At 65.0% G+C, this 22601-nt stretch carries 21 protein-coding genes and 1 tRNA gene; 15 read left to right on the plus strand and 7 right to left on the minus strand.

The genetic code is table 11. The annotated features are described in order from the left end of the window. Nucleotides 1-412: 412 nt before the first annotated feature. Entirely contained in the window at nt 413-796 is a 384-nt protein-coding gene (locus tag VFZ66_17715; protein ID HEX6291028.1) for a hypothetical protein, read from the plus strand. 69 nt (nt 797-865) lie between these two features. Here the strand turns inward: VFZ66_17715 and VFZ66_17720 are convergent, their stop codons facing one another. From VFZ66_17720 to VFZ66_17745, 6 genes are all read right to left on the minus strand, one after another. Then, nucleotides 866-3295 (minus strand): SpoIIE family protein phosphatase, encoded by a 2430-nt coding sequence (locus VFZ66_17720; GenBank protein HEX6291029.1) that lies wholly within the window; start codon nt 3293-3295, stop codon nt 866-868. Next, nucleotides 3292-4023, minus strand: coding sequence for an anti-sigma factor antagonist (locus tag VFZ66_17725; protein ID HEX6291030.1), 732 nt, complete (start codon nt 4021-4023; stop codon nt 3292-3294). Before VFZ66_17725 ends, VFZ66_17720 begins: the two co-directional genes overlap by 4 nt. Before the next feature lie 53 nt (nt 4024-4076). Continuing rightward, complete coding sequence (locus VFZ66_17730; protein HEX6291031.1) at nt 4077-4427, minus strand: STAS domain-containing protein; 351 nt, start codon at nt 4425-4427, stop codon at nt 4077-4079. A gap of 215 nt (nt 4428-4642) precedes the next feature. Next, nucleotides 4643-5590 (minus strand): thioredoxin-disulfide reductase, encoded by a 948-nt coding sequence (trxB, locus tag VFZ66_17735; GenBank protein ID HEX6291032.1) that lies wholly within the window; start codon nt 5588-5590, stop codon nt 4643-4645. A 181-nt stretch (nt 5591-5771) separates the two neighbouring features. Beyond that, the gene (locus VFZ66_17740; GenBank protein HEX6291033.1) at nt 5772-6575 is read right to left on the minus strand and encodes a helical backbone metal receptor; all 804 of its coding nucleotides are present in this window, start codon (nt 6573-6575) and stop codon (nt 5772-5774) included. A 1-nt stretch (nt 6576) separates the two neighbouring features. After that, nucleotides 6577-6939: a hypothetical protein gene (locus VFZ66_17745; GenBank protein HEX6291034.1), complete on the minus strand. Its 363-nt coding sequence runs from the start codon at nt 6937-6939 to the stop codon at nt 6577-6579. A gap of 114 nt (nt 6940-7053) precedes the next feature. On the opposite strand from VFZ66_17745, the gene VFZ66_17750 reads away from it, so the two are divergent. From VFZ66_17750 to VFZ66_17760, 3 genes are read left to right on the plus strand one after another with little or no spacing between them, the layout of a single operon-like run. Further along, complete coding sequence (locus VFZ66_17750) at nt 7054-8121, plus strand: hypothetical protein (protein HEX6291035.1); 1068 nt, start codon at nt 7054-7056, stop codon at nt 8119-8121. Then, entirely contained in the window at nt 8121-8726 is a 606-nt protein-coding gene (locus tag VFZ66_17755; GenBank protein ID HEX6291036.1) for an NUDIX hydrolase, read from the plus strand. The genes VFZ66_17750 and VFZ66_17755 overlap by 1 nt, the downstream gene beginning before the upstream one ends. Nucleotides 8727-8750: 24 nt before the next feature. Further along, a complete protein-coding gene (locus VFZ66_17760) occupies nt 8751-9902 on the plus strand; it encodes an FAD-binding oxidoreductase (GenBank protein HEX6291037.1) in 1152 nt (383 codons plus the stop codon). A gap of 2 nt (nt 9903-9904) precedes the next feature. Here the strand turns inward: VFZ66_17760 and VFZ66_17765 are convergent, their stop codons facing one another. After that, the gene (locus tag VFZ66_17765; GenBank protein HEX6291038.1) at nt 9905-11092 is read right to left on the minus strand and encodes an acyl-CoA dehydrogenase family protein; all 1188 of its coding nucleotides are present in this window, start codon (nt 11090-11092) and stop codon (nt 9905-9907) included. A 157-nt stretch (nt 11093-11249) separates the two neighbouring features. Here VFZ66_17765 and VFZ66_17770 point away from each other — a divergent pair, with 157 nt between their 5' ends. The 11 genes from VFZ66_17770 to VFZ66_17820 all read left to right on the plus strand — a co-directional run bounded on the left by VFZ66_17770 (nt 11250) and on the right by VFZ66_17820 (nt 22464). Further along, nucleotides 11250-12311 (plus strand): s-methyl-5-thioribose-1-phosphate isomerase, encoded by a 1062-nt coding sequence (locus VFZ66_17770; protein ID HEX6291039.1) that lies wholly within the window; start codon nt 11250-11252, stop codon nt 12309-12311. Next, on the plus strand, nt 12308-13069 hold the full coding sequence (locus VFZ66_17775; protein HEX6291040.1) for an MTAP family purine nucleoside phosphorylase: 762 nt from the start codon (nt 12308-12310) through the stop codon (nt 13067-13069). Before VFZ66_17770 ends, VFZ66_17775 begins: the two co-directional genes overlap by 4 nt. Continuing rightward, on the plus strand, nt 13066-13713 hold the full coding sequence (locus tag VFZ66_17780; GenBank protein HEX6291041.1) for a hypothetical protein: 648 nt from the start codon (nt 13066-13068) through the stop codon (nt 13711-13713). Before VFZ66_17775 ends, VFZ66_17780 begins: the two co-directional genes overlap by 4 nt. 75 nt (nt 13714-13788) lie before the next feature. Beyond that, nucleotides 13789-14397 (plus strand): class II aldolase/adducin family protein, encoded by a 609-nt coding sequence (locus VFZ66_17785; protein HEX6291042.1) that lies wholly within the window; start codon nt 13789-13791, stop codon nt 14395-14397. Between the two features lie 92 nt (nt 14398-14489). Further along, complete coding sequence (locus VFZ66_17790; protein HEX6291043.1) at nt 14490-15764, plus strand: RtcB family protein; 1275 nt, start codon at nt 14490-14492, stop codon at nt 15762-15764. Between the two features lie 97 nt (nt 15765-15861). Then, the gene (locus tag VFZ66_17795) at nt 15862-16956 is read left to right on the plus strand and encodes a prolyl oligopeptidase family serine peptidase (protein ID HEX6291044.1); all 1095 of its coding nucleotides are present in this window, start codon (nt 15862-15864) and stop codon (nt 16954-16956) included. A gap of 83 nt (nt 16957-17039) precedes the next feature. Next, entirely contained in the window at nt 17040-18539 is a 1500-nt protein-coding gene (locus tag VFZ66_17800; GenBank protein HEX6291045.1) for a TldD/PmbA family protein, read from the plus strand. Between the two features lie 98 nt (nt 18540-18637). Further along, nucleotides 18638-19939 (plus strand): metallopeptidase TldD-related protein, encoded by a 1302-nt coding sequence (locus VFZ66_17805; protein HEX6291046.1) that lies wholly within the window; start codon nt 18638-18640, stop codon nt 19937-19939. A 72-nt stretch (nt 19940-20011) separates the two neighbouring features. Continuing rightward, complete coding sequence (locus VFZ66_17810; GenBank protein HEX6291047.1) at nt 20012-20662, plus strand: MBL fold metallo-hydrolase; 651 nt, start codon at nt 20012-20014, stop codon at nt 20660-20662. A gap of 85 nt (nt 20663-20747) precedes the next feature. After that, complete coding sequence (locus VFZ66_17815; protein HEX6291048.1) at nt 20748-22238, plus strand: leucyl aminopeptidase; 1491 nt, start codon at nt 20748-20750, stop codon at nt 22236-22238. A gap of 149 nt (nt 22239-22387) precedes the next feature. Then, nucleotides 22388-22464, plus strand: a tRNA-Glu gene (locus tag VFZ66_17820). Nucleotides 22465-22601 lie beyond the last annotated feature (137 nt).

Below are 22601 nucleotides of genomic sequence, written 5' to 3' on the forward strand. Positions count from 1 at the left end.
AGCCGCAGCGGAGCGGGCAGCAGCCTGCGTTCCGTGGCGAGGCGCAGCCGCAGCGCCAGCAGCGCCGACCGGGTAGTCAGCGCGGCGGGCGTGGACGAGGCCCAGCACAGGCCGGTCTATCGCGCGAGGTCGCGGGCCACTAAGCAGAGCGCGGCTAAGAGCAGACCCACGGGACAGCGGTTGTAGAGCCGCTGTCCCTCGTCTTTAAGCCGCTCCGCCGCATTTGGCAGCCGCCACCACCGACCATCCGTAGCGCGATCTTTCCCCACCGTAGCTAAGCCTTCTCGTCACATGGCAGCCCTGCGCCGTACCCTGAGACTGGGATATTCTGCTCATCCCTCGATGTACCTCATTCGTTCCAACCCTGGCCGCCCCGGTACATCGAGCAAGCGGAGGTGGCATGATGAACAGCATGAATGTACGCGAAGTGCAGCAGCACGTTACGATCTTAGGCTGGCTCTACATCATCGGGCATGCGCTCTTCCTGGTGGTTGGCGGATTTGTCTTTGTGCTGCTGACGGGGATCGGCGTTGCCAGCGGCGAGCCTGAGGCCAGAACCGTGCTCAGCATCGTCGGCACATCCATCGGGCTACTGCTGGCGGCGCTGGCGCTACCCGGCATGCTGGCGGGCTATGGCCTGCTCAAACACAGGCCCTGGGCGCGCGTGCTGGCGATTGTCGTCGGCGTGCTGGGCCTGGTGAACGTCCCAATCGGCACCGCGATCGGCCTCTACACCTTCTGGGTGCTCACCCAGGAAGCGACCACCGAGTACTTCGCAACGCCAGCGCCAGCCTGACGGACAGCAAATCGCCGCCGATCGAGTCGTGAAGTCTCGATCGGCGGCGTGTTTAAAGGCGCTCGCCCCCTACCCTACCAGCCGCTTGATCACCACCAGCGTCACATCGTCGAATGGGGGCTGGTCGCCGGTATGCGCGGCAAGATCGCTCAGGATCGACTGGACGATCTCCTCGGCGGAGCGGTCGCGATACTTCCGCACCACATCGATCAGCCGTCCCACGCCGTACTCCTGCTCGGCGCTATTGATCGCCTCGGTCACGCCGTCGGTATAGCAGACCAGCACATCGTCCATGCCGACCACCGCCTGCGACTCGCGATAGTGCATCTCTTCGATCACGCCCAGCGCGATGCCGCTGGTGCCGAGCGTATCGATCGTGCTGTTGTTTCGCAGCAGCATCGGCGGATTATGGCCCGCGTTGGTAAAGCGCAGCACGCCCGTGGCCGGATCGAGCAGGCCATAGAAGAGCGTCACAAACATGCCCGATTGCGAGTCGCGCGAGATCCAGCGGTTGGCGCGCTCGACCGCCTTGGCGGGCTCCGAGCCGTCGAGCGACGCTGCGCGCATCAGCGAGCGCGACAGCGCCATGAACAGCGCGGCGGGCACGCCCTTATCCGACACATCGGCGATCACAAAGCCAAACGCAAGCGGCGTCGTGGTGGATGCTGCGACACTCGGCGGATTGGGCTGCGCCGCCGTCACCGGCAGCGCCAGCACTGTCGACGTATCGACATCCGGCGGCGTGGTCTTATGCTCCAGCACCCAGAAATCGTAGAAATCGCCGCCGACCGCGCGAGCAGCCCGGTAGGCCGACGCGACCTCCCAGCCCGGCAGCCGGGGCGCGGCGCTCGGCAGCAGCGCGGCCTGAATATCGCGCGCCACACGAATCTCCTGCGCCAGACGCTCCTGCTCCACGGCCTGCTGAGCCAGCAGCGCGCTCTCGATCGCGCTGGCCGCCTGGCTGGCAATGCCCATCGCGATCGTCATCTGGCGCGGCGTCCAGCGCTCGGCTCCGGTCGAGCGATCGAGCAGCAGCACGCCCAGCACCGCAGCGCGCGCCGTCAGCGGCAGCGCCAGCAGAAGCCCTGTCGGGCAGTGCGCCGTAATCTGCGGCAGTTTATCTGCGATCGTGTCGTCCTCGACCGCGACCGGCTGGGCCTCGTGGCGCACCTGATCCAGCAGCGGCGCTTCCTGCGACCTGATCGACTGATGGATCAGCGCGGCGCACATCGCCTCGTCCCAGCCGTATGATACCATCGGCACAAACGTATCTTCGGCGCGGCGATACAAAAAGATCGCGCAGCGGTCGCAGCCGATCAGCAGCGGCGGCAGGCGCACGATCGTCGCCAGCAGATCGTCGAGGCTGGAGGCGCGCGCGATATTTTCGGCGGTCTGGAGCAGCGCCGCCAGCGTCCACGCCTCCTCCTGCTGCTCGGTGTAGGCATTCGCCGACTGGATCGCGACCGCGATCTGATCGGCCAGCGTCAGGAACACAAACAGATCGTTATCGCTGAACGCGCCGATGGTATTGCTCTGCACGTCCAGCACGCCAATCAGGTCGTCGCCGACGAGCAGCGGCACGGCGAGCTCGGCCTTGGTGCCGGGCACGTCCAGCAGAAAGCGCGGCTCAAGCGAGACATCGTTGACAATGCGCGGATGGCGCGTCTCGGCCACATAGCCGACGATGCCCTCGCCGATCGCCAGCCGCTGGTTACGGCTGCTCCAGAACGACGAGTTATCGGCGGTCGAGGCGCGAAACAGCAGTTGATTGGTCGCGGGATCGCAGGTGAAGAGATGCACATGAAAGCAGCAGAACTCGTCGCGGATCAGGTGCACCACCAGCGGCAGCAGCTCGTCCAGATCGAGGATCATCGCCGCCTGCCGCCCGACCTTGCCGATCAGCTCAAGCTGCCCGATCCGCACCTGAAGCGAGTCGTAGGCGCGAGCCTTCGCGATCGCCGCCGCCGCGCTATCGGCGATCAGCGAGAGCAGCCGCATATCGTTGCTATCGAACGCATTCGTCCGCTCGCTCTGGACCGAGATCGTGCCCAGCACGGTATCGCCTGCCAGCAGCGGCACGTAGATCCCGGAGCGCGGCGGATGCTCGGACTGATAGCGGGGCCGCGCCGGAAGCTGCGGCAGCTCAAGCTCGAAATCTTCGACCAGCAGCGCCTTGCCGGTGCGACGCACCCAGCCCATCAGGCCCTCGTTATCGCTGAGATCGACGGTCAGCGGCGGCAATCGTTTGCCGTCGATCACGCGGACCTTGAGCGTATAGTGCGTGCCTTCAAAGAGCGCCAGGTGAAACCAGCGGGTATCGAGGATCTTGCTGGCCTCGTGATAGACCAGATCGCACAGCGCGTCGACATCCAGCGCCGAGCGAATAATCGCGCGCGAAACCTCATTAAGCAGCTCCAGCTCGCGCAGCGTCCGCTGGCGCATCCGCAGGATTGTGGCAATCGAGCGTGGCAGGTTGAATCGCTCGTCTTTGGCGCTCATGTCTCTTTGACGAAGCCGGCGGCAGCTTCCTCACGAGTATGATGAAGCTGAAAAATTTGATCGAAGCCGGTCAGGTGAAAGACCTCGGCGACCTGCGGCTGGAGCGCGCACAGGATCAGATCGCCGCCCTCGCGGCGCAGCTCGCGCGCCAGCAGCAGCAGCGTGCGCAGGCCGCTGCTGGATAAGAACGTCACATCACGCAGCTCGATGATGATCTGATGCGCGCCCTGAGCTATCGCCTCGCGCACCGTGCTATTCACCGCAGGCGCGGTCGCCGCGTCGATGCGCCCCGACAGCGAGACGACTCGCAGGTCGGCGCGCGGGATACGCTTGGTCATCACCAGGATATTTTCACCGTCCTCAAAGCGAAACTCGACCCGATCCATGAGCTTACGCATCAGGTACAGGCCCAGCCCACCGGTGCGGCGCTCTTCCAGCGGCGAGATCAGATCCGGCTCCGGCACTTCGTCGGGATTGAACGGCTCGCCGCGATCACAGATCGAGACTTCAAACACATCGCCGACATGGCTGGTCGTCAGCGTGATCGTGTCTTTGGCCTCGGCGTAGGAGTGCTGGATCACATTGGTCACGGCCTCATCGACCGCCAGCTGCACTTCCCAGACCGCGTGCTCATCCAGACCGGCGGCGCGGGCCTGGTCCACCACGAAATCGCTGATCGTCGCCAGATGCTCCAGCGATGCTTCCACGGTAATCGTCCGAAAAGGCATGATGCTATACGGCAACGAGCGCCGCAGTGGCGCTCGCTACATAAAAGTTGGTGCTAAAAGCTGCCGACAGCCTCGACAAGATCATCGTAGATGTGGAACAATGAGGTGAAGCCGGTCAAGTCGAACACTTCCCGAATGCGAGGCGGCAGGTTGACAATTCGCACATCGCCACGATCGAAGTCCGTCAGCTTCCACTCACGGGCGCGCTTCCGAGCTTCGATCAAGACCCGCAGGCCAGGGCTGCTCACATATTCAAGGCCGGCGAAGTCGAGCAAAATACGGTAGCGGCCTTCGTTGAAGAGCTGATTGATGCGTTCCTGAACCTGCGGCGCTTCTGCGGCGGTCAGCCGGCCTGAAATAGCCAGCACGTCTACTCGATTGAGTCGGCGATGCGAAATCTCCATGTTCGTTCCTCCACAACGGGCTGATCTCGGCTGCCCCGATTATAGCATGGCTGCGGCTTTGCGCGTGGGACTTTTGATCAATGTTATGTCAGACCTTTACATAGCGGCATGGTATCGCATACGGCGGATCGCCAGCACGATCGCGAAAGGGCATCCGTGTGGATGCCCTCTCAGATGCGTGTGTTACGTTCAGCGATGATGACATGTGCACTGGGCTACCACTGGCCCAGGCTCTCCCCCTTATGGTCCAGATTATCCAGATACCACGAGGCTTCCATCGCCGCCATACAGCCCTCGCCCGCCGCCGTGATCGCCTGACGATAGATATGATCGACCACGTCGCCTGCCGCGAACACGCCCGGAATGTTGGTGCGGGTGCGACCATCGGTGAGGATGTAGCCGTTCTCGTCCATATCGATCTGGCCTTTGAAGAGGCCGGTGTTCGGGATGTGGCCGATGTAGGGGAACACGCCGTCCACCTCGATCAACTCCTCGACGCCGGTCTTGATATTCTTGGCGCGCACGCCCGTCACCTTGCCGTTGCCGACCACCTCGGTGACGACCGTATCCCAGACGAAGGTCATCTTGGGATTATTGAACGCGCGCTGCTGAATGATCGGATCGGCGCGCAGCTCGTCGCGGCGATGGATCACTTTGACCTCGCTGGCGAAGCGCGTCAGGAACAGCCCCTCTTCGACGGCGCTGTTGCCGCCGCCGACGACGACCAGCTTCTTCTCGCGGAAGAAGAAGCCGTCGCAGACCGCGCAGTACGAGACGCCGCGATTGGCTAGCTCGTTCTCGCCTGGAACGCCCAGCTTGCGCGGCGATGCGCCCGTCGAGATGATCAGCGTATCGGCGGTATGCGTCTCGCCGGAGTCCATCGTGATGCGCAGGGGGCGCTCGCGCAGCTCGACCTGCTCGACAATGCCGTCGATAAAGGCCGTGCCGAAGCGCGCCGCCTGCTGCTCCATCTTCTGCGCCAGATCAAAGCCGTTGATCGCATCGGGAAAGCCCGGATAGTTCTCGACCTCGTCGGTGGTCGCGATCAGGCCGCCCGGTTGCAGCCCCCGTGCGACGACGGGATTTAAGTTGGCTCGCGCGGCGTACAGCGCCGCCGTCAGCCCAGCCGGGCCGGAGCCGATGATGAACACTTTATAATGCATGGTAGCCTCCAAAACGCACTACTGTATAGCATACCCTGCGATGCCGCTGCTCGCAAATACGCCATTTCGCCCACTCCGGCAGGGGGATTCATACCAGGGGGCGAAAGCACAGGAGAACAACGGAACAAGAGAACAAAAGAGGACCTGAGCTTGGAACTTGGAGCTTGGAACCTGGAACTGATCAAGAGTCGTGATCCGAACCGCCCTCTAGCAGCGCGCGAAACGTGCGCAGCGCCAGCGGGATACGCGGCCCGTACCACGTCAGCAGCTCGCCGTCCACGAAATGCACCGCGCCGCCGAAAAACGGCTCAAGCGCCGACAGATCGACTGAGGAGAAGGCGTACGGCTCGGAGGGCAGCACGATCAGGTCGGGCCGCAGCGCGGGGATCTGCTCCAGCGCGAAGCGGGGATAGCGTCCCGGTAGCGAAGCGGCCACGTTCTGCCCGCCGCAGACGCGCAGCAGATCGTCGGCGTAGGTCTGGGAGCCGATCGCCATCCAGGGATCGCGCCAGATCGGAGCCAGCACGCGCCGCCCAGGATCGGCAACAGCCATCGTCTCGGCATAGACCGCGCGCATCTCGGCAAGAAGCGGCTGAGCGGCGTCGGCAGCATCCACCACCTGCGCCAGCCCTGCCAGCGTCTCGATCGCCTGTGCCACGGTGCAGGGATCGGTGACAAACACCGCCAGACCAGCCGCCGCCAGCGCCTCGACATCGCGCTCCCGGTTTTCTTCCTTGTTGGCGATCACCAGATCCGGCTCAAGCGCAATGATGCGAGCACGATCGGGGTTTTTCGTGCCACGCAGCCTGGGCTTGGCGGCGACGGCTGCCGTGGGCCGCGTGCAAAAGTCTGTCACACCGACGACGCGCTCATCCAGGCCCAGCGCGAAAAGCCACTCGGTCAGCGAGGGCACCAGCGAGACGATCCGCTGCGGCGTGCGCGGCACGTCCAGCACACGATTCAGGGCGTCGACAACAGTCGGCATGTCACGCCACCGGCTGCTGACGAGTCTCGCGGTCGGCGATCTGTACCTCCGCGCCGACGCGCCGCAGCTCTTGGGCCAGCCGCAGCGCCGCTGGCCGCGACATAGGCAGCGGCAGACGACCGCCGCGCCTGGCAAGCCGATCGATCTCGCCCACATCCAGGCGGGTCATGCGCTCCAGCAGCCGCGTGACCGCTACCGGCTGCTGCCCGACCGACTCGATCGTCAGCACGGTGTTGAAGGGTGGCGTGTCGGCGGAGCGGTGCAGGCGCGCCGTCAGGCGATGCCAGGTGGACGTGATCGCCATGAGCTGCACGACGAACAGCACGAACACCACCAGCAGAATGAACATAGCGGATTCAGTCATAGCGTTTCCTTTTGCTCTATCATACTCCAATCGAGCGCGCACAGCGGCGTGAAAAACGTCGGTCCACGGCTCGGCATGTTTGTTTTTTTCGGGCGCATCCTTTATGCTGTAGCCATGCCCCGACCAGACGTGATATTTTTTTGTGAGCTGGGGCCGCTGGCGCTCGCCGAGCTATTCGAGCAGCCCGGCCTGATCGATACATTACGATCGCAGCAGTACGGCGTTGCACTGGCGATGCTCGATTTTAGCCCACAGCGTACCGCTGCGGTGCGTACGCTCAACGCGCGCAATATTCCGGTAACGGCCTGGCTGCTGCTGCCGGTCGAAGAAGGCTACTGGTTCAACCTGCACAACTACCCCCAGGCGCTCGTAGCGTACCAGGCGTTCCGTGAGTGGGCCGAGCGCGAGCATCTGCACTTCACGGCGGTCGGGCTGGACATCGAGCCGTCGCTGGCGGAGCTGCACGCCGCGCGCAGGCAGGGCATGCGCAGTATTTTCAACCGCGCGGTGCTCGCGCAGCGCAACGCGCTCTATCCCGCCGCCCGCGAGGCCTATCACGATCTTGCGGCGACGATCCGCCACGACGGCTACGCGGTGCATACCTATCAGTACCCGTTCATCGTCGACGATCGCCGCGCCGGGACGACGCTGATCCAGCGCATGCTCGACATCGTGGACGTGCCCGCCGACGAAGAGGTCTTGATGCTCTACAGCAGCAACTTTTTTCGAGGCATCTTCGGCAGCGACCTCGGCGGCGCGGTGGTACGCTCCTACGGCCAGCACGCCGACGGCATCGGCATCGGCGTGACCGGCGGCGGCGTGATCCTCGATCCGATCACCGGCCTGCAATCGCCGCGTATGTCGCTGGAAGCCTTCCGCCGCGATCTGCGCATCGCGGCCCAGTACACCGACGTGGTGCATATTTTCTCGCTCGAAGGCTGCGTCGATCGCGGCTGGCTGCCGGAGCTAGAGGCGCTGGATTGGGAGCGGCCTGTCGCTGTGATGCGCCATCAGCGGATGCAGATGGGAGCCTTCCGCGTGCTGATCGGCTTCGTGCTGTGGAGCGCGCGCTATGGCTGGACCGCCCTTGGCTGGCTCGGCTGGGTCGTCGCGGGGAGCATGTTCCTCTCGCGGCGGATCAAGCGCTGGCAGCGGCGACGCCGCGCAAGAAAGGAACAGTGATGCTCGACCCGACGATCGAACGCGAGATCGCGGAGCTAGGCCAGCGCTACGGATCGCCGCTCCGCCGACCGATAACGCTCGACGACCGGCTGTTCGATCCGCTTGGCAAGTCGGACCGCTACGGCGAGGTCTGTATGGTGCTGCGTCGGCGCAGCGGCCTGCTGCTGACCGCGCGCAAGACCTATTATCCGCCCGACGCTTACCGGTTGCTGACCGGCGGCATTCACCACGGAGAGCCGATCCTTGAGGCGCTGCTGCGCGAAACCGAGGAAGAAACCGGGCTGCACGTCGAGGTGCGGCGCTTCCTGGCGGCGATCACCTACTACGTGCCGCCGCACCCGGAGGCGCAATCCGGGCCGATCAGCTTTCATACCTTCGCGTTTCTGCTGGACGAGGTTGGCGGCACGCTGGGCTGCGTCGATCCCGACGAGCGCGTTGCCGACTTTCGCGAGGTGGCGGTCGCCGAGCTGCCGCGGCTGGCGCAGCGCCTGGAGCAGCTCAGGCCGCAGTTCGACCCTGAGATCAACGGGCGCTGGAGCGACTGGGGCCGTTTCCGCGCCGCGATTCACCACGCCGTCCACGAGGCGCTCACACAGTCGTCCTGATCAGCAACAAAAGGAGTGTAGACGATGACGGTTGGGCTTTGGCAAACCACGATCAGCGCGCCCGATACGCCGCCACATGTCGATACGGTGATTATCGGGGCCGGGCTGATCGGATCATATCTGGCGCTCAAGCTGCGCGACGAGCAGCGCAGCACGCTGGTGTTAGACGCGCGGCATATCGCCGGGGGCGCGTCCGGGCGCAACGGCGGCCTGCTGCTGACCGGCGTGGCGCACTCCTACGCCCACGCCTGCGCGCTGTACGGGCGCGACACCACGCGCGAGCTGTGGTCGCTGACGGTGCGCAACCGTGAGGCGATGATCGGCTGGGCGACCACGCTGGGCACGCCCGTGCGGCGCTGCGGCAGCTATATTCTGGCCTGCGATCAGCGTCAGGCCGAGGAGCTGCGCGAGTCGGTCGGGCTGATGCGCGAGGACGGCTTCAACGCCACGTGGCACGCCGACGATCCGCTGCGACGCGGCTTTATCGCCGGGGTGCATATCCCCGACGACGGCGCGATCCAGCCTGCCAGCCTGACGACCGGGCTGCTCAAGGCCAGCGGGGCGCAGGTGCGCGAGGCCGCCGAGGTCTACGCGATCGAGTCGCAGGCCGACGGCGTGCTGGTCCGATCGCGCGGCGGCGATGTGGTCGCGCAGCGCGTGGTGCTGGCGACCAACGCCTGGACGCCGCTGCTGGTCGCGGAGTTCGCGGACGCGATCGTGCCGGGACGCGGCCAGGTGATCGCAACCGCGCCCGCGCCGCAGGTGTTGCAGCAAGCCTGCTACTGCGACGACGGCTTCGAGTACTTCCAGCAATTGCCGGACGGACGCTTTGTGCTGGGCGGCTACCGCAACCTGGCCTTCGACGCAGAGCGGACCTACGCCGATCACACGACGCCCGGTATTCAGAGCGCGCTTGAGGCGTTTCTCGCGCGGCACTTTCCGGAGCTGGCCGATGTGCCGATCGAGCGGCGCTGGGCCGGGACGATGGCCTTCACGCCCGACGGCCTGCCGCTGGTGGGACGCCTGCGCCGCGACGAGCGGATCGCCTTTGCGGTGGGCTTCAACGGCCACGGCCTGGGCCTGGGAATCATGGTCGCGGAGCACCTGCTGCGTGAGCTTCAGGGCGGCGATGCCGGGATGTTCGCCGCGCGGCGGATCATGCCCGGAGTGGTCTAGCGCTACACGCCCAGCACGCTCCTGCCGATGCTCGTCAACGCCAGCTCCTCGGTCGGCGGGTGGAAGAGGCCCGCGCGCACATCGCGGAACAGGCGCTCCAGCGGCAGCGCCCGCGACATCGACTGTCCGCCGACCACCCGCAGCGCCAGGTCGGTGGCCTTGACGGCGTGCGTTGTGGCGATGACCTTGCACAGACCGATCTGCGGCATCAGCGCGGCGCGCTGCTCAGGGCAGTGCGCCCAGGCATCGGCGATCGCGTAGAGCAGCGACCGGGCGGTCAGCAGCTCGGCCTCAAGCGCGCCGACCATCCGCTGGATCGGCTCAAGCGTGGCGATCGACTGGCCCTTGAGCGCGGTCGGCCTGCGCTCGTGGGCAAACTGGATCGCCGCGTCGCGGGCGGCTTCGGCCACGCCCAGGTACACCCCGGCGATCGTCATGCCGAACCACGCGCCGCCGCTGGTCCGACCGGGATCTGGCACACCCGGAGCGCGGCGCAGCACCAGATCGGCGGGCGAGGCGGGGACGCCCTCCAGCACCAGATCGTGCGAGGCCGTGGTGCGCATGCCCATCACGTCCCACGTCTCGTCGATGCGCATGCCGGGCCGATCCGTCGGCAGCAGAAACACGCCGATCGTGCCCTCCGGCGCGTCGTCGAGCACTGCCGGAACCAGCACATGTGTCAGCACGACCGAGCCGCTGGAAAACGATTTACGCCCGCTGATCTCCCAGCCGTCGCCGGTCCAGCGCGCACGAGTCGCTGGCAGGCCGCCGCGTGACGGGCTGCCTAGCTCCGGCTCGGTGGCGCACGAGTTGATCAGCGCCCGCGCCTGAACGACCTGAGCGCAGAGCGCGGCAAACGTCGGCTCGGCCCAGGGACGGCTCTCGCTCAGCGAGCCGAGCACCTGCACATGCATATCGAAGACCAGCGCGGTCGCGCCGTCGCCGCGAGCCAGCCGCTCGACCACCTGGATCGCTTCGGGCAGCGTCGCGCCCCAGCCGCCGTACTCCTGGGGCACCGTCAGCAGATGAAACTGCGCCGCTCGCAGATCGGCAAAATTCTCGAAGGGAAAACTGGCCTCGCGGTCGTGCTGCGGCGCGCGCTCGGCAAAGCGAACAGCCAGATCATCGGCCTGCCGCAGCCACGCCGCCAGCCGGTCGCTCGTCCGTGTCAGCATCAAAGGATCGATCATCGATTCAGCCTTATCATACAATCACGTCAGAGCAGCATGATCCGACGTGGTATCATCAATCGTATAGTCAGAACAAATAAACAAAGAACAACGCATGCGCCCCGCTGCTGTTCTATGTTTCGTTGTTCTTTGTTCGCTATTTTCTGGAGCAGACCCTATGCCATTACCACTGCTCACCCGACGTGGTGACACCTTATATTATGACACCGATCGTGGCGCGGTGATGGTTCTCGACCGCCGCCGCTATCCGCAGAGCACCGAGTTCGTCGCGTGTACGACGGTCGAGGAGGTGGCCCACGCGATCGAGGCGATGATCGTGCAGGGCGGCCCGCCGCTGGCGTACGTCGGCGGCTACGGGCTGGCGGTCGCGGCGCATGTCCATCGGCACTGGCCCGTCGAGGCGCTGCGCGGCGCGCTGATCAGCGCGGGCGAGCGGCTGCGGCAGACGCGGCCCACCGCCGACGATCTGCATCAGGTGATCGATCAGACGCTTGTCGCCGCCGAGCGCGCGATCTTCGCGGGCGACGACGTAGAGGCGTCGATCGCCGCGTTCGTCAGGCAGGTTGTCGATCACGGCGACCGCGTGAGCGAGCGGTGCGGACGAAACGCAGCAGCGCTGCTGGACGACGGCGATACGATCCTGACGCACTGCTTCGCGGGCGCGGCGCTCAACTGGATGCTCTACGTCGCGTTTGTCGAGCAGGGCAAGACGATCAAGCTGGTTTGCAACGAGACGCGGCCCTACTTGCAGGGCGCGCGGCTGGCGGCGGCCTCCGGCGTCGAGATCGGCGTGCCGACGACGGTAATCACCGACAACATGGCCGGATTCTGCTTTACGCGCGGCATGTTCACCAAATATATCACCGCCGCCGATCGGATCGCGCTCGACGGCTCAGCCGCGAACAAGGTCGGCACCTACCAGTACGCCGTGCTGGCGCAGCGTCACCATGTGCCGTTCTACGTGCTGGGCTACGACGGCCCCGATCCGGCCACGGCGACCGGCGCGGATATTCCGATCGAGGAGCGCAATCCCGACGAGGTGCTGTCGTTCAACGGCGTGCGCGTCGCCGCGCCCGGCGCGCAGGGCTACTATCCGGCCTTCGATGTGACGCCGCCCGATCTGATCGCGGCGATCGTCACCGACCGTGGGGTGTTTCGCGCCGCCGAGATTCGGCAGTACCATGCCACGGCAGCGCCCGACGTCGAGGATGCCGAATGATTCTGATGCTTGGCGGCACGGGCGCGTATTTTCTGGATCTGGATGCAGCGCTGGGGCCGTGCGCACGCCGCGAGATCGACACGCCCTACGGCGCGGCGGGCGCGGTGCTGCTGCCGGAGCGCTACGAGCGACGGATCGGTTTTGCATCGCGGCACGGCTGGGGACGCCTGGAAGTCACGCCGCCGTTCGTCAACAGCCGCGCCAACCTGTGGGCCGCGCACGAGCTGGGCACGACGCATATCGTGAGCTGGAACGGCGTCGGGGCGATCGATCCGCTGCTGCAAGTCCACGATCTGCTGGTGCTCGACGCCGTGCTTGACTTTACTAAAACCCGCCAGCGCGCATTCACCGATGAGCCGCCAGCAGCCCAGCGCCAGCGGGTGTTCAGCCCGGCCTCGGAAGCGCCCTTCGACGAGGCGACGCGGCAGGTCGTGTACGAGGTCGCGGCGGCGCAGCAGGATCGTGTCTTTCCGGTGGGCGTGTATGCCTGCTCGGAAGGGCCACGGCTGGAAACCGCCGCCGAGATCGCCGCGCTGGGCAGGTTTGGCGCGGAGGTGGTCGGCATGACGCTGGTGCCTGAGGTCTTCCTGGCGCGCGAGCTTGGCATTCGCTTCGCGTCGCTGGCGTACGTCACCAACTACGCCACGGGCGTCGAGCCGGTCGCAGGAGCGCCGCGCTTCTTCGGCGTCGAGGTCGCGCAGCGCTGCCTGCGGATCGCGCTGGCGGCGGCGGAGCATCTGGCAGCGGAGGTGACATGAAGATCACGACTCACACCTGCGCCACGCCCTTTGGCGAGATCGATCTGCGCGTGATCGAGGCGGGCAGCCAGCAGGCGGCGCTGCTGCGCGACGAGCCAGCGGCCCACGCCGCGATCTACGCCGCGAAGACGCTGGGCATCACGCGCGCGATCGAGCTGCTCAGCGCGGTCGCCCTCGACCGGCTGCTGTCTACGGCGGCGATCGTCGTGCCGCATGATCTGGTCGATCTGACCGTCGCGCGCGTCGCGACGTTTTTCGTCGGCAAAGGCTACGGCTTCCTGGGTCAGCAGCACGTCTTCTGCCCGGAGCTGCGGCGCTCGGCGCTGCACACGCTGGAATCCAGCGGCCTCCGCAGCTTCGCCCGTGGCACGCTGGCCGTGGCGGATCATCCGCAGGCGCAGATCGACTGGCGCTGGGGCGCGCAGCTTATGGCGCAGCATGGCGCTCCTGCGGCGTATCTGGCAAAAGAGCTGGAGATCTGCTACCTGCCGCTGTGTGTGATCGGGCACCGCGAAGATCTGACGCCGCTGCTGGGAGCGCTGATCGCCAACCTGCCTGAGTCGCGCGCGTGTCCTTGCGCCAGCGCCATGCAGCCCAGCCGCGAGCGTGGGCTGGTCGGCGACGACTGGCGAGCGTGGATGTGACGGGGGAAGAACAAAGGAACCGGGTGCTGTCTGAGCGCACAAGCAAAGAACAAAGGAGAGCTTGAAACTTGAAACTTGAAACTTGAAACGATGATCGACGACGAGCTGACACAGATCGTAGCAGAGATGCAACTCGTGGGGCGGCTGCTCCATAGCCGGGGCATCTTCGCCGGACGCGCGGGCAATATTTCGGCGCGGCTGGCCGATGGCCGCATCCTGATCACACGGTCGGGCACGCACAAAGCGCTGCTCGATCGCGGCGCGCTGCTGCTGCTGGACGCGCAGGGACAGCCGCTCGAAGCGGGCAGGCCATCCTCCGAGACGCCGCTGCATCTCGCGGCATACGCAGCCAGTCGTGAGGTCGGCGCGGTGCTGCACGCGCACCCGCCCGCCTGCACGACGCTGGCGATGCTCCAGCAGCCGCTCGATACCTCCACCACCGAAGAGGGCCGGATCGGGCTGGGAGCGGTGCCGCTGCTGCCACCGGCTGAGGCGGGCGATCCCGCAGCGGCGGAGCGCTGGTGCGCGGCGATTCGCTCAGGCGCGAAGGCGGCGCTGCTGGCAGGGCACGGCGTCATCGTCTGGGGCCGCGATCTCCGCGATGCCTTGGCCCGCCTCGAAACCTGCGAGTCGCTGGCCGATCTGCAATGGCGCGTGGCGGTATTTCGCGACGCATCACCCTAGGCGCTATTGCTCGGATCGTGGCACGCAAACTGACGTGACCGCATCTTAAACCTTAGACGATAGCGCAGCGCAGGATGGAGATTAAGGAGACTATGCCTGTTTTTAAAGAAATTCCAGCGGCAACCACCGGCCACGTCCCGGTGAAGATCTGGACCGATGCGATCGAGGAGTCCGCCGAGCAGCAGCTTACGGCGCTGGCCGGCTGTCCCTTCGTCTTTCACCACGTCGCGGCGATGCCGGATGTGCATTACGGCCTGGGCGCGACGATCGGCAGCGTCTTTGCGACCAGCGACGTGCTGCTTCCGACCGCCGTGGGCGTCGACATCGGCTGCGGCATGCTGGCCCAGCCCTTCAATCTGCGCGCCGTGGATCTGTCGCCGACCTTTCTGCGCGAGCTGCATGAGCTGACCAAAAAGCATATCCCGACCGGCTTTGGGCAGCACAGCGGGCCACAGGAGTGGGATGGCTTCGAGGAGGGCCGCTACACCGAGGCGGTCGCGCCGATCGTGCGCGAGAAGGGGCCGTACCAGCTCGGCTCGCTGGGCGGCGGCAATCATTTTCTTGAGCTATGCAAAGACGAAGACGGCCTGGTCTGGCTGATGCTGCACAGCGGCAGCCGTGGATCGGGCAACATGATCGCGCAGCATCATATCGCCCAGGCCCAGGCGCTCAACGAGCGGCTCAACATTCCATCGGCCCGCGACCTGTGGGTCCTGCCGCTCGACACCGAGGAAGGCCAGAGCTACCTCACCGATATGCTCTGGGCGCAGGATTACGCGATGGAGAATCGTCAGCGGATGCGCTGGACCTTTACCCAGATCTTTGCGAATCTGCTGAAGAAGCGGCTCCGAATCGATCTTCAGTTCGATCCGGCGGCCTGCATCAACATCCATCACAACTACGCCAACTGCGAGCAGGCGTATGGCCGCGAGGTCTGGGTGCATCGCAAAGGCGCGACCTTCGCCGGATCGGGGGTGCTTGGCATCATCCCCGGCTCGATGGCGACCGGCTCGTACATTGTGCGCGGCCTGGGCAATCCCGAATCGTTCCAGTCGTGCTCGCACGGCGCGGGCCGGGTGATGAGCCGGGGCCAGGCGATGCGCTCGATCACGCTCGAATCGTTCGCCCACAAGATGAAGGGCATCGTCGCCGAAACCAGCCGCGAGTACCTGGACGAAGCGCCGCAGGCCTACAAAGACCTCGACACCGTCATCCACAACCAGGCCGATCTGATCGAGCCGGTGCGCCGACTGTGGCCGCTAATGAACGTCAAGGGCGCGAGCAGCGTCAAAAAAGATCGCAGCCGCGACAAAAACGATCGAGTCCAGCAGCGTAAGCTGGAGCAGCGCAAACAGCGGCGGGGCTAAGCGCCAGGCGCGAGGAGCTACTTCTCGCGCCTGATCAGGAGCCGCTATACACTACTCCCATCGGCAAAACCCTGTACAATCAATAGATATGAGGAGCATGATCTGTCTGATGCTGTGCGCGGCGCTCGTCGGCTGCGCGCAGGAGCCACAGCCAAGCGCCCAGGCGACGACCGCCGTGGTCGGCGCTCAGGTAGGCGCGCCGACGAGTCAGTCCCCTATTCCGACCAGCCCGCCCACGCCGACGATCGCGGCTGCCACTGCGACCGCCACGCCCGTCCCGCCAACCGCCACGCTCGTCCCGCCAACCGCCACGCCCGATCCCTTCGCGCAGTACGCACCGCTCACGATCGAGGGCCTGCGCGCGCGGAGCTACGGCGACGGCGAGATCGAGATCCTCCAGACGTTGGAGGAAACCACCACGTTTACGCGCTACCTCTTCGCCTATCCCAGCGATGGCCTGCGTATCACCGGCATGCTCAACCAGCCGAAGGGTGACGGCCCGTTCCCGGTGGTGATCCTCAACCACGGCTACTATCCGCTGAATGTGTACAAGACCGGCAACGGCACCAGGCTAGCCGCCGACTATCTGGCTGAGCGCGGCTTTATGACGCTCTCGCCCGATTTTCGCTCGCACGCAGCCTCGGACGACGCGCCGAATCTGTTTCGTGCCGGGCATGTGATCGACACGCTCAATCTGATCCCCCTGGCGCAGAAGTTGCCGAGCGCGAAGCCCGGCAAGATCGGCATGTGGGGCCACAGCAACGGCGGCGCGATCACCGCTAAAGCGATCACCATCAGCGATCAGATCGGCGCGGCCCTGATCTACGCGCCCGCCTCGTCAAATATCGTCGAAGACTACTGGTTCCGCGTCGAGCGCGCGGCCAGTCGCGGCCAGCAGATCGATCCGATCGACTGGCCGGTCAGGCCGGAGGAAGGCCGTGCGCTGTACGAGCGACTATCGCCGCTGCCGCATCTCAATTATGTCAACTGTCCGGTACAGATCCACTGGGGCACTAACGACGAGACTGTGCCGCGCAAGTGGCCCGCCGACCTCTACGACGGCTTACGAGCGGCGGGCAAGCCGGTCGAATGGTTCGAGTACCAGGGCCAGCCCCACTCGTTCCAGGGCACGAGCAACCAGCGCTACTTGCAGCGTATGGTAGAGTTCTTCAAGCAACACATAGGAACATAGAACAACGGAACAAAGAACAAAAAGGATTAATCTTGTTGCTCTCAGCTCCCTGCTCTCTGTTCTTTGTTCTCAAGGACGTTCGCATGACTCAACCACTGCTGCATGAATATTCCGATCTGCTGGCTCATCTGCTCGACACGGCGGCTCAGCACAACGTGTACCTGATCGCCCGGCTTCAGCGGATCGAAAGCCGGAGCGTCACGGTCGCCAACGGGAAGACCGAGGGTATTGCGACGGCGCTGGCGCAGGGCATCGGCATGCATGTGTTCGATCGCGAGGGGCATACCGCGTTCGCGGCTATCGATCAGCTGACGCGCGCGCAGACGGAGGAAGCGTTACGCTCGGCGATTGCGGGACTCCACGCCGCCGCCCAGGCCGATCTTCAGCGCAACACGGCGATTTTCGACGTAGAGCCAACGGTTGCGGTCGAGGTACCGCCGACGCCCTACACGCTGGACGCGCTGCCGCTGGAGCGGGTCCAGGCGCTGGTCGAGGAGATCAACGCCGAGGTGATGGGCTATGGCGCGGCGGATAGCCAACGGGTGAAGGTGCGCACGCCCTTCTACATCGACCGCGAGGAGTGGCGCATCGTGCGCTCCGACGGGACGGATGTGAGCTACCTGCTGCCACACGGCTACTGCTTCAACTCGACGACTGTGCAGCATAACGGCACGGCGCATACCGTTAACTCGTCGCTGTCGCGCACGGGCTACGAGGTGCTGCTGGACGATCGCGAGCTGCTGATGCTGCGGGCACAGAAAGCGGTCGAGACAGCGCAGCAGTTGGTTTCCGCGCCGCGCTACCCGGCAGGCGCGTATCCGATCATCATGGACTACGCGATGGCGAAAGGTCTGGCGCACGAGGCGTTCGGCCATGCCGCCGAAACCGATGGCCTGCGCACGTCGATCCTGAGCCGTGACGGCGCGTTCCGCGTCGGCGAGCAGATGGCAGCGCCGATCGTGACGATCGTCGACGAGCCCGTCGTGGGCGATCATGCCTACCAGCCGTTCTCGCCGAACGGCATTCGGCGCAGCCGCGCGACGATCCTCAACGCGGGCGTGCTGCAAGACGCGCTGGCCGATCTCTTCTCAGCGAAGGCCGCAGGCACGCGCGTGATCGACGCGGGCCGCGCCCAGAGCTACGGCTCGGTGCCGGTGCCGCGCATGACCAATATCCGCATCGAGCTGCCCGACGCCTATCCGATGGCCGGACGCTTCGAGGAGCAAACGCCTGAAGACGTGCGTGCCGCGCTGCTGAACGCGGGCCTGCTCAAGGCGGGACACCCGGTGATCTACCTTGCGGGATACAAAGGCGGCCAGGTCAGCCCCGCGCAGGGCGACTTCGTCTTCAACTGCGCCGCGCTATGGGAGCTGAGCGTCGAAGGCGTCAGGCTCTTCCAGCCGGCGATCTTCAGCGGCCAGACCCGCGCGGCGCTCCAGGCGATTGCGGCAGGCTTCGGCCCGCTCCAGCTCGACGCGATGGGCTTCTGCGGGAAGGCGGGCCAGTCTGTGCCATCGTCGGGCGGCTCGCACTACTTCCTGTACCTTGAGCCGAGTCCGGCAGTGCTGATCGGTGGGGCGTAGCAGAGCGCCGAGCAGAGAACAAAGAACAACACGACGAACAGGGGAACGAAGGAACAAATCGAGAACCAGGAACTCGAAACTCGAAACCCAGGAGCAGCATGAGCTACATCGACGATATTCAGGCCATTTTCGATGCCCATGCCGACATCGCCGACTATCGGATCAACATCAGCGAGCGACGATCACTCGGCATCGGCATTCGCGACAACGATGTCGGCAGCGTGTACAGCCCGTTTTCGTTTAGCGCCAGCACCAGCGGCGGCTTTCTGGTGCAGTGGCAGGATCAACGGCTCAGCCGGGGCAATCTCGACGGCAATAGCCTCTCGATCATCGATCAGATGCTTGCCAACGCGCGCCAGGCGGCCTACGACGATCCCGATGCCGCGCAGTTTCTAGAGCAGCCGACCGTTCAGCACGTCCCGCTCTTTTCCGAGGACATTCCGCCGCTGTTTCGCGAGCGGACCGAGTATCTGCTTGAGATCGTCAAGGAGCTACAAGGGCTGGCCGCGCGCTACGAGGCAAAAACCCTCAACGGCGGCGTCGGCGTCAGCATGAGCCAGAGCTGGCTGCGCACGTCCAGAGGTCTGGCGCTCGGCACCAACGGCACCAACTTCTCCTACTCCGGCTCCTTCGACGGCATCATCGGCGAGGGCAAGAGCCAGCGCACCGTCGCGCCGCTCGACGCGATCAGCGATCAGATCGCGCTGGCAGGCGACTATCTGCAACAGTTGCGCACACCGGCCAGCGGCATCGCCAACGGCACCCGGCTGGTGGTGCTGCACCCCGACGTTGCCTATAGCATGTTCAATTTCTTCGTCTGGGGCAACCTGGGCGGCTCGGCCATTTTTCATGGACAGTCGCCGTTTTGCGCCGAGGACTTTCGCGACCAAAAGCAGGTCTTTCGCGACGATCTGACGGTGCGCGTCGAGCCATGGCAGCCGCTTGGCATCGGCTCGTTTGCGTACACCACCGAGGGCCTGCCGAGCGCGCCCAACACGTACATCGATCGCGGGCGGCTCACCCAGCCGATACTCGATCTCAAGTATGCGCGCCGTCTCAACCTGCCGCCGACCACGCCGCCGGGCAATGAAGAGAGCGTCGTGATGCAGGCCGCCGACGAGGTTGCCTGGGACCAGCTTCAGCCGCAGCTCGACGAGGCGATCCTCGTGCTGAGCGTGCTCGGCCTGCATACGCAGGATCGAACCAGCGGCAACTACTCGCTCTCGACCTCGCAGGCGCTGCTGATCCGCGACGGCGCGGTCCAGGGGCGGATCAAGGCAACGCTGAACGGCAATCTTTTCGACAATCTGCGCGACGCCGAGCTGCGGCTCGTGCGCTTCCCCGGCCAGCATAGCGCCGGATTCGCGCTGCCGGTCAATGTGGCGATCGAGCAGGTCTAACAAACTATTTGACAGGCGGCGAACGCCTCACTAGAATATCACCATATCGTTGTATGACGAAGTTGTTGAGCTATGTTGCAGATTCACAGCTTTACGGTAGGGCCGCTGGCTGAAAATCCGTACTTGCTCGCCTGCACCGAAACCGGTCAGGCGCTTCTTATTGACCCTGGCGCGGAGGCCGATCGGCTGTGGCAGGCCGTGACGGATGCCGGTGTGACGCTGGCGGCGATCGTGCTGACTCACGCCCACCTCGATCACATCGGCGCGGTCGAGACACTGCGCAAGCGGGCACGGGTGCCGGTCTATCTGCATCCTGCCGACGACTGGCTGCTGGCCGGGGCGGTGATGCAGGGACAGATGTTCGGATTCGCGGTGGAGCCGGTCGCGCCCGCCGAGCGGCAGCTCGCACACGGCGCGCGGCTGGCCTGCGGCAATGTGGAGCTCCAGGTGCTGCATACGCCGGGGCATAGCCCTGGTAGCGTCTGCCTGTACGCGCCCACCGCTAAAGCGCTGATCGCGGGAGACACCCTCTTCTACCGCAGTGTCGGGCGAACCGATATCTTAGCTGGTAATGCCCAGACGTTGCTTCAGTCGATCGAGCAGCAGCTCTGGCCGCTGCCCGACGATGTGCGCGTGTATCCGGGGCACGGCCCCGCCACGACGATCGGTGAGGAGAAGCAGCTTAATCCATTCGTTGGGCTGCACGCCAGTTGGGGCCGCTGATCCGTCTATCTCTACCCAGACCACGACACAAATCATGGTTCGCCATCAGCGCAACCATCGCGACGCCAATTGAAAGGATATATCGATGAACCTGTCCCTCAAGTCCGGTTCGATTGCTAAGCTTCAAACGCCGCTCGCCATCATCGGCATCTTCTCCGGTGAGGCGCTCCCGCAGGTCGTCGCCGGCCTGATTGAGGCGGATGATTTTAGCGGCACGTTCAAGAAAACCATGCTCGTGACCAACGGCGGCAAGCAGGCTGCGGCGCGGCGGCTGCTGCTGCTGGGGCTGGGTAGCCGCGATGAGCTGACGACCGAGCGGCTGCGGCGGGCGTATGCCTATGCGTCGATCAAAGCGACAGAGCTGAACGTTCGCGCCGCCGCGATCGCGCTGCCTGAGATCAATGACCTGGATCGCGATGCCGCGCTGCGTGCGATTGCCGACGGCGTGCTGCTGGCGGATTACCGCTTCGACCGTTTCAAAGGCGCAGGCAGCAAAAAGAACGCGGAGCCACAGACCGAGATCGAGGAGATCACGATCGTCGGCGAGGGCAACGCCGCTGTGCTTGAGCTGGCGCAGACCGTTGCCAAAGGCGTCAAGCTAGCCCGCGACCTGGGCAACGAGCCGCCCGCCGTGTGTACCCCGACGCGCTTCGCCGATGTTGCCCGTGAGATCGCCGATCGCGGTGGCATGCAACTGACCGTGCTCGACCGCGATCAGATGCGCGAGCTGGGTATGGGCGGTATGATCGGCGTGAGCCAGGCAGCCCACGAGGAGCCCAAGTTCATCGTGCTGGAGTATGGCAAAAAGGGCAGCGGCAAAACCCTCGCGCTGGTCGGTAAGGGCATTACCTTCGACTCCGGCGGCATCTCGATCAAGCCCGCCGAGAAGATGGACCTGATGAAGATGGATATGATGGGCGCGGCGGCGGTGCTCGGCACGATGAGCGCGCTCGCCGATCTCAAGCCCGACAACGTCCATGTCGTCGGAATCGTCGCCGCCACGGAGAACCTGCCCGGCGGTCATGCGTACAAGCCCGGCGACATCCTCACCGCGATGAACGGCGTGACGATGGAGATTCTCAACACCGATGCCGAGGGACGCCTGGTGCTGGCAGATGGGCTTTCCTACGCCCAGCGCTACGAGCCCGACGCGATTATCGATCTCGCCACGCTCACGGGAGCGGTTGTGATCGCCCTGGGCATCTATATCACCGCCATGATCACCAATAACAGCACGCTCGCCGAGCGCGTCAAGCGGGTCGGCGAGCAAACCGGCGAGCTGGTCTGGGAGCTGCCGCTGCTGCCGGAGTATCGCCAGGCGGTGAAGAGCAAGATCGCCGACGTGCGCAACACCTCATCGCTGGGCCGCGCGGCTGGCACGATCACCGCGGGCGCGTTCCTTGAGAACTTCGTCGATGGACGGCCCTGGGTCCACCTCGACATCGCAGGCACCGCCTGGGTCGAAGAGCCGCCGAAATCCGAGGATCAGCCACAGCCCTACAATCGCCGGGGCGCGACGGGCATCGGCGTGCGGCTGCTCGTCGATCTGGTCCAGAGCTACGCCGCAGAGCAATAGCAGCGCGAGCGGGCGCGGCCAGAGTCAAGCGGCCTGGTTGCGCCCGCCTGCCGAAACATTTGACGAGCTACCAGAGCTGTGGTACTATTCGCCAGGTTGCGGGCGGGCGCTCTCAACGAGGCAGCCGCGCGAACTGAAAAATAATATACGGCCCCATCGTCTAGCGGCCTAGGACGTCACCCTTTCAAGGTGAAGATCGCGGGTTCGAATCCCGCTGGGGTCACCATTCGAGAATGCGGATTTGCAGAAATTGGTTTGGTGTAATTCAGAAACCAGTTTGGCGGTTTGCAGAAACTAGTTTGCCACACCAGGAAATCCGACCGATGACGAAGGCTCAGGGATAACCTGAGCCTTTTCATATCT

The organism is Herpetosiphonaceae bacterium (assembly GCA_036374795.1).
Taxonomy (GTDB): Bacteria; Chloroflexota; Chloroflexia; order Chloroflexales; family Kallotenuaceae; genus LB3-1.

What these genes read in the sequence shown, in the direction of transcription:
- VFZ66_17715 (HEX6291028.1), top strand. Translation starts at nt 413, where the DNA reads ATGAATGTACGCGAAGTGCAGCAGCACGTTACGATCTTAGGCTGGCTC.
- VFZ66_17720 (HEX6291029.1), bottom strand. Translation starts at nt 3,295, where the DNA reads ATGAGCGCCAAAGACGAGCGATTCAACCTGCCACGCTCGATTGCCACA.
- VFZ66_17725 (HEX6291030.1), bottom strand. Translation starts at nt 4,023, where the DNA reads ATGCCTTTTCGGACGATTACCGTGGAAGCATCGCTGGAGCATCTGGCG.
- VFZ66_17730 (HEX6291031.1), bottom strand. Translation starts at nt 4,427, where the DNA reads ATGGAGATTTCGCATCGCCGACTCAATCGAGTAGACGTGCTGGCTATT.
- trxB (HEX6291032.1), bottom strand. Translation starts at nt 5,590, where the DNA reads ATGCATTATAAAGTGTTCATCATCGGCTCCGGCCCGGCTGGGCTGACG.
- VFZ66_17740 (HEX6291033.1), bottom strand. Translation starts at nt 6,575, where the DNA reads ATGCCGACTGTTGTCGACGCCCTGAATCGTGTGCTGGACGTGCCGCGC.
- VFZ66_17745 (HEX6291034.1), bottom strand. Translation starts at nt 6,939, where the DNA reads ATGACTGAATCCGCTATGTTCATTCTGCTGGTGGTGTTCGTGCTGTTC.
- VFZ66_17750 (HEX6291035.1), top strand. Translation starts at nt 7,054, where the DNA reads ATGCCCCGACCAGACGTGATATTTTTTTGTGAGCTGGGGCCGCTGGCG.
- VFZ66_17755 (HEX6291036.1), top strand. Translation starts at nt 8,121, where the DNA reads ATGCTCGACCCGACGATCGAACGCGAGATCGCGGAGCTAGGCCAGCGC.
- VFZ66_17760 (HEX6291037.1), top strand. Translation starts at nt 8,751, where the DNA reads ATGACGGTTGGGCTTTGGCAAACCACGATCAGCGCGCCCGATACGCCG.
- VFZ66_17765 (HEX6291038.1), bottom strand. Translation starts at nt 11,092, where the DNA reads ATGATCGATCCTTTGATGCTGACACGGACGAGCGACCGGCTGGCGGCG.
- VFZ66_17770 (HEX6291039.1), top strand. Translation starts at nt 11,250, where the DNA reads ATGCCATTACCACTGCTCACCCGACGTGGTGACACCTTATATTATGAC.
- VFZ66_17775 (HEX6291040.1), top strand. Translation starts at nt 12,308, where the DNA reads ATGATTCTGATGCTTGGCGGCACGGGCGCGTATTTTCTGGATCTGGAT.
- VFZ66_17780 (HEX6291041.1), top strand. Translation starts at nt 13,066, where the DNA reads ATGAAGATCACGACTCACACCTGCGCCACGCCCTTTGGCGAGATCGAT.
- VFZ66_17790 (HEX6291043.1), top strand. Translation starts at nt 14,490, where the DNA reads ATGCCTGTTTTTAAAGAAATTCCAGCGGCAACCACCGGCCACGTCCCG.
- VFZ66_17795 (HEX6291044.1), top strand. Translation starts at nt 15,862, where the DNA reads ATGATCTGTCTGATGCTGTGCGCGGCGCTCGTCGGCTGCGCGCAGGAG.
- VFZ66_17800 (HEX6291045.1), top strand. Translation starts at nt 17,040, where the DNA reads ATGACTCAACCACTGCTGCATGAATATTCCGATCTGCTGGCTCATCTG.
- VFZ66_17805 (HEX6291046.1), top strand. Translation starts at nt 18,638, where the DNA reads ATGAGCTACATCGACGATATTCAGGCCATTTTCGATGCCCATGCCGAC.
- VFZ66_17810 (HEX6291047.1), top strand. Translation starts at nt 20,012, where the DNA reads ATGTTGCAGATTCACAGCTTTACGGTAGGGCCGCTGGCTGAAAATCCG.
- VFZ66_17815 (HEX6291048.1), top strand. Translation starts at nt 20,748, where the DNA reads ATGAACCTGTCCCTCAAGTCCGGTTCGATTGCTAAGCTTCAAACGCCG.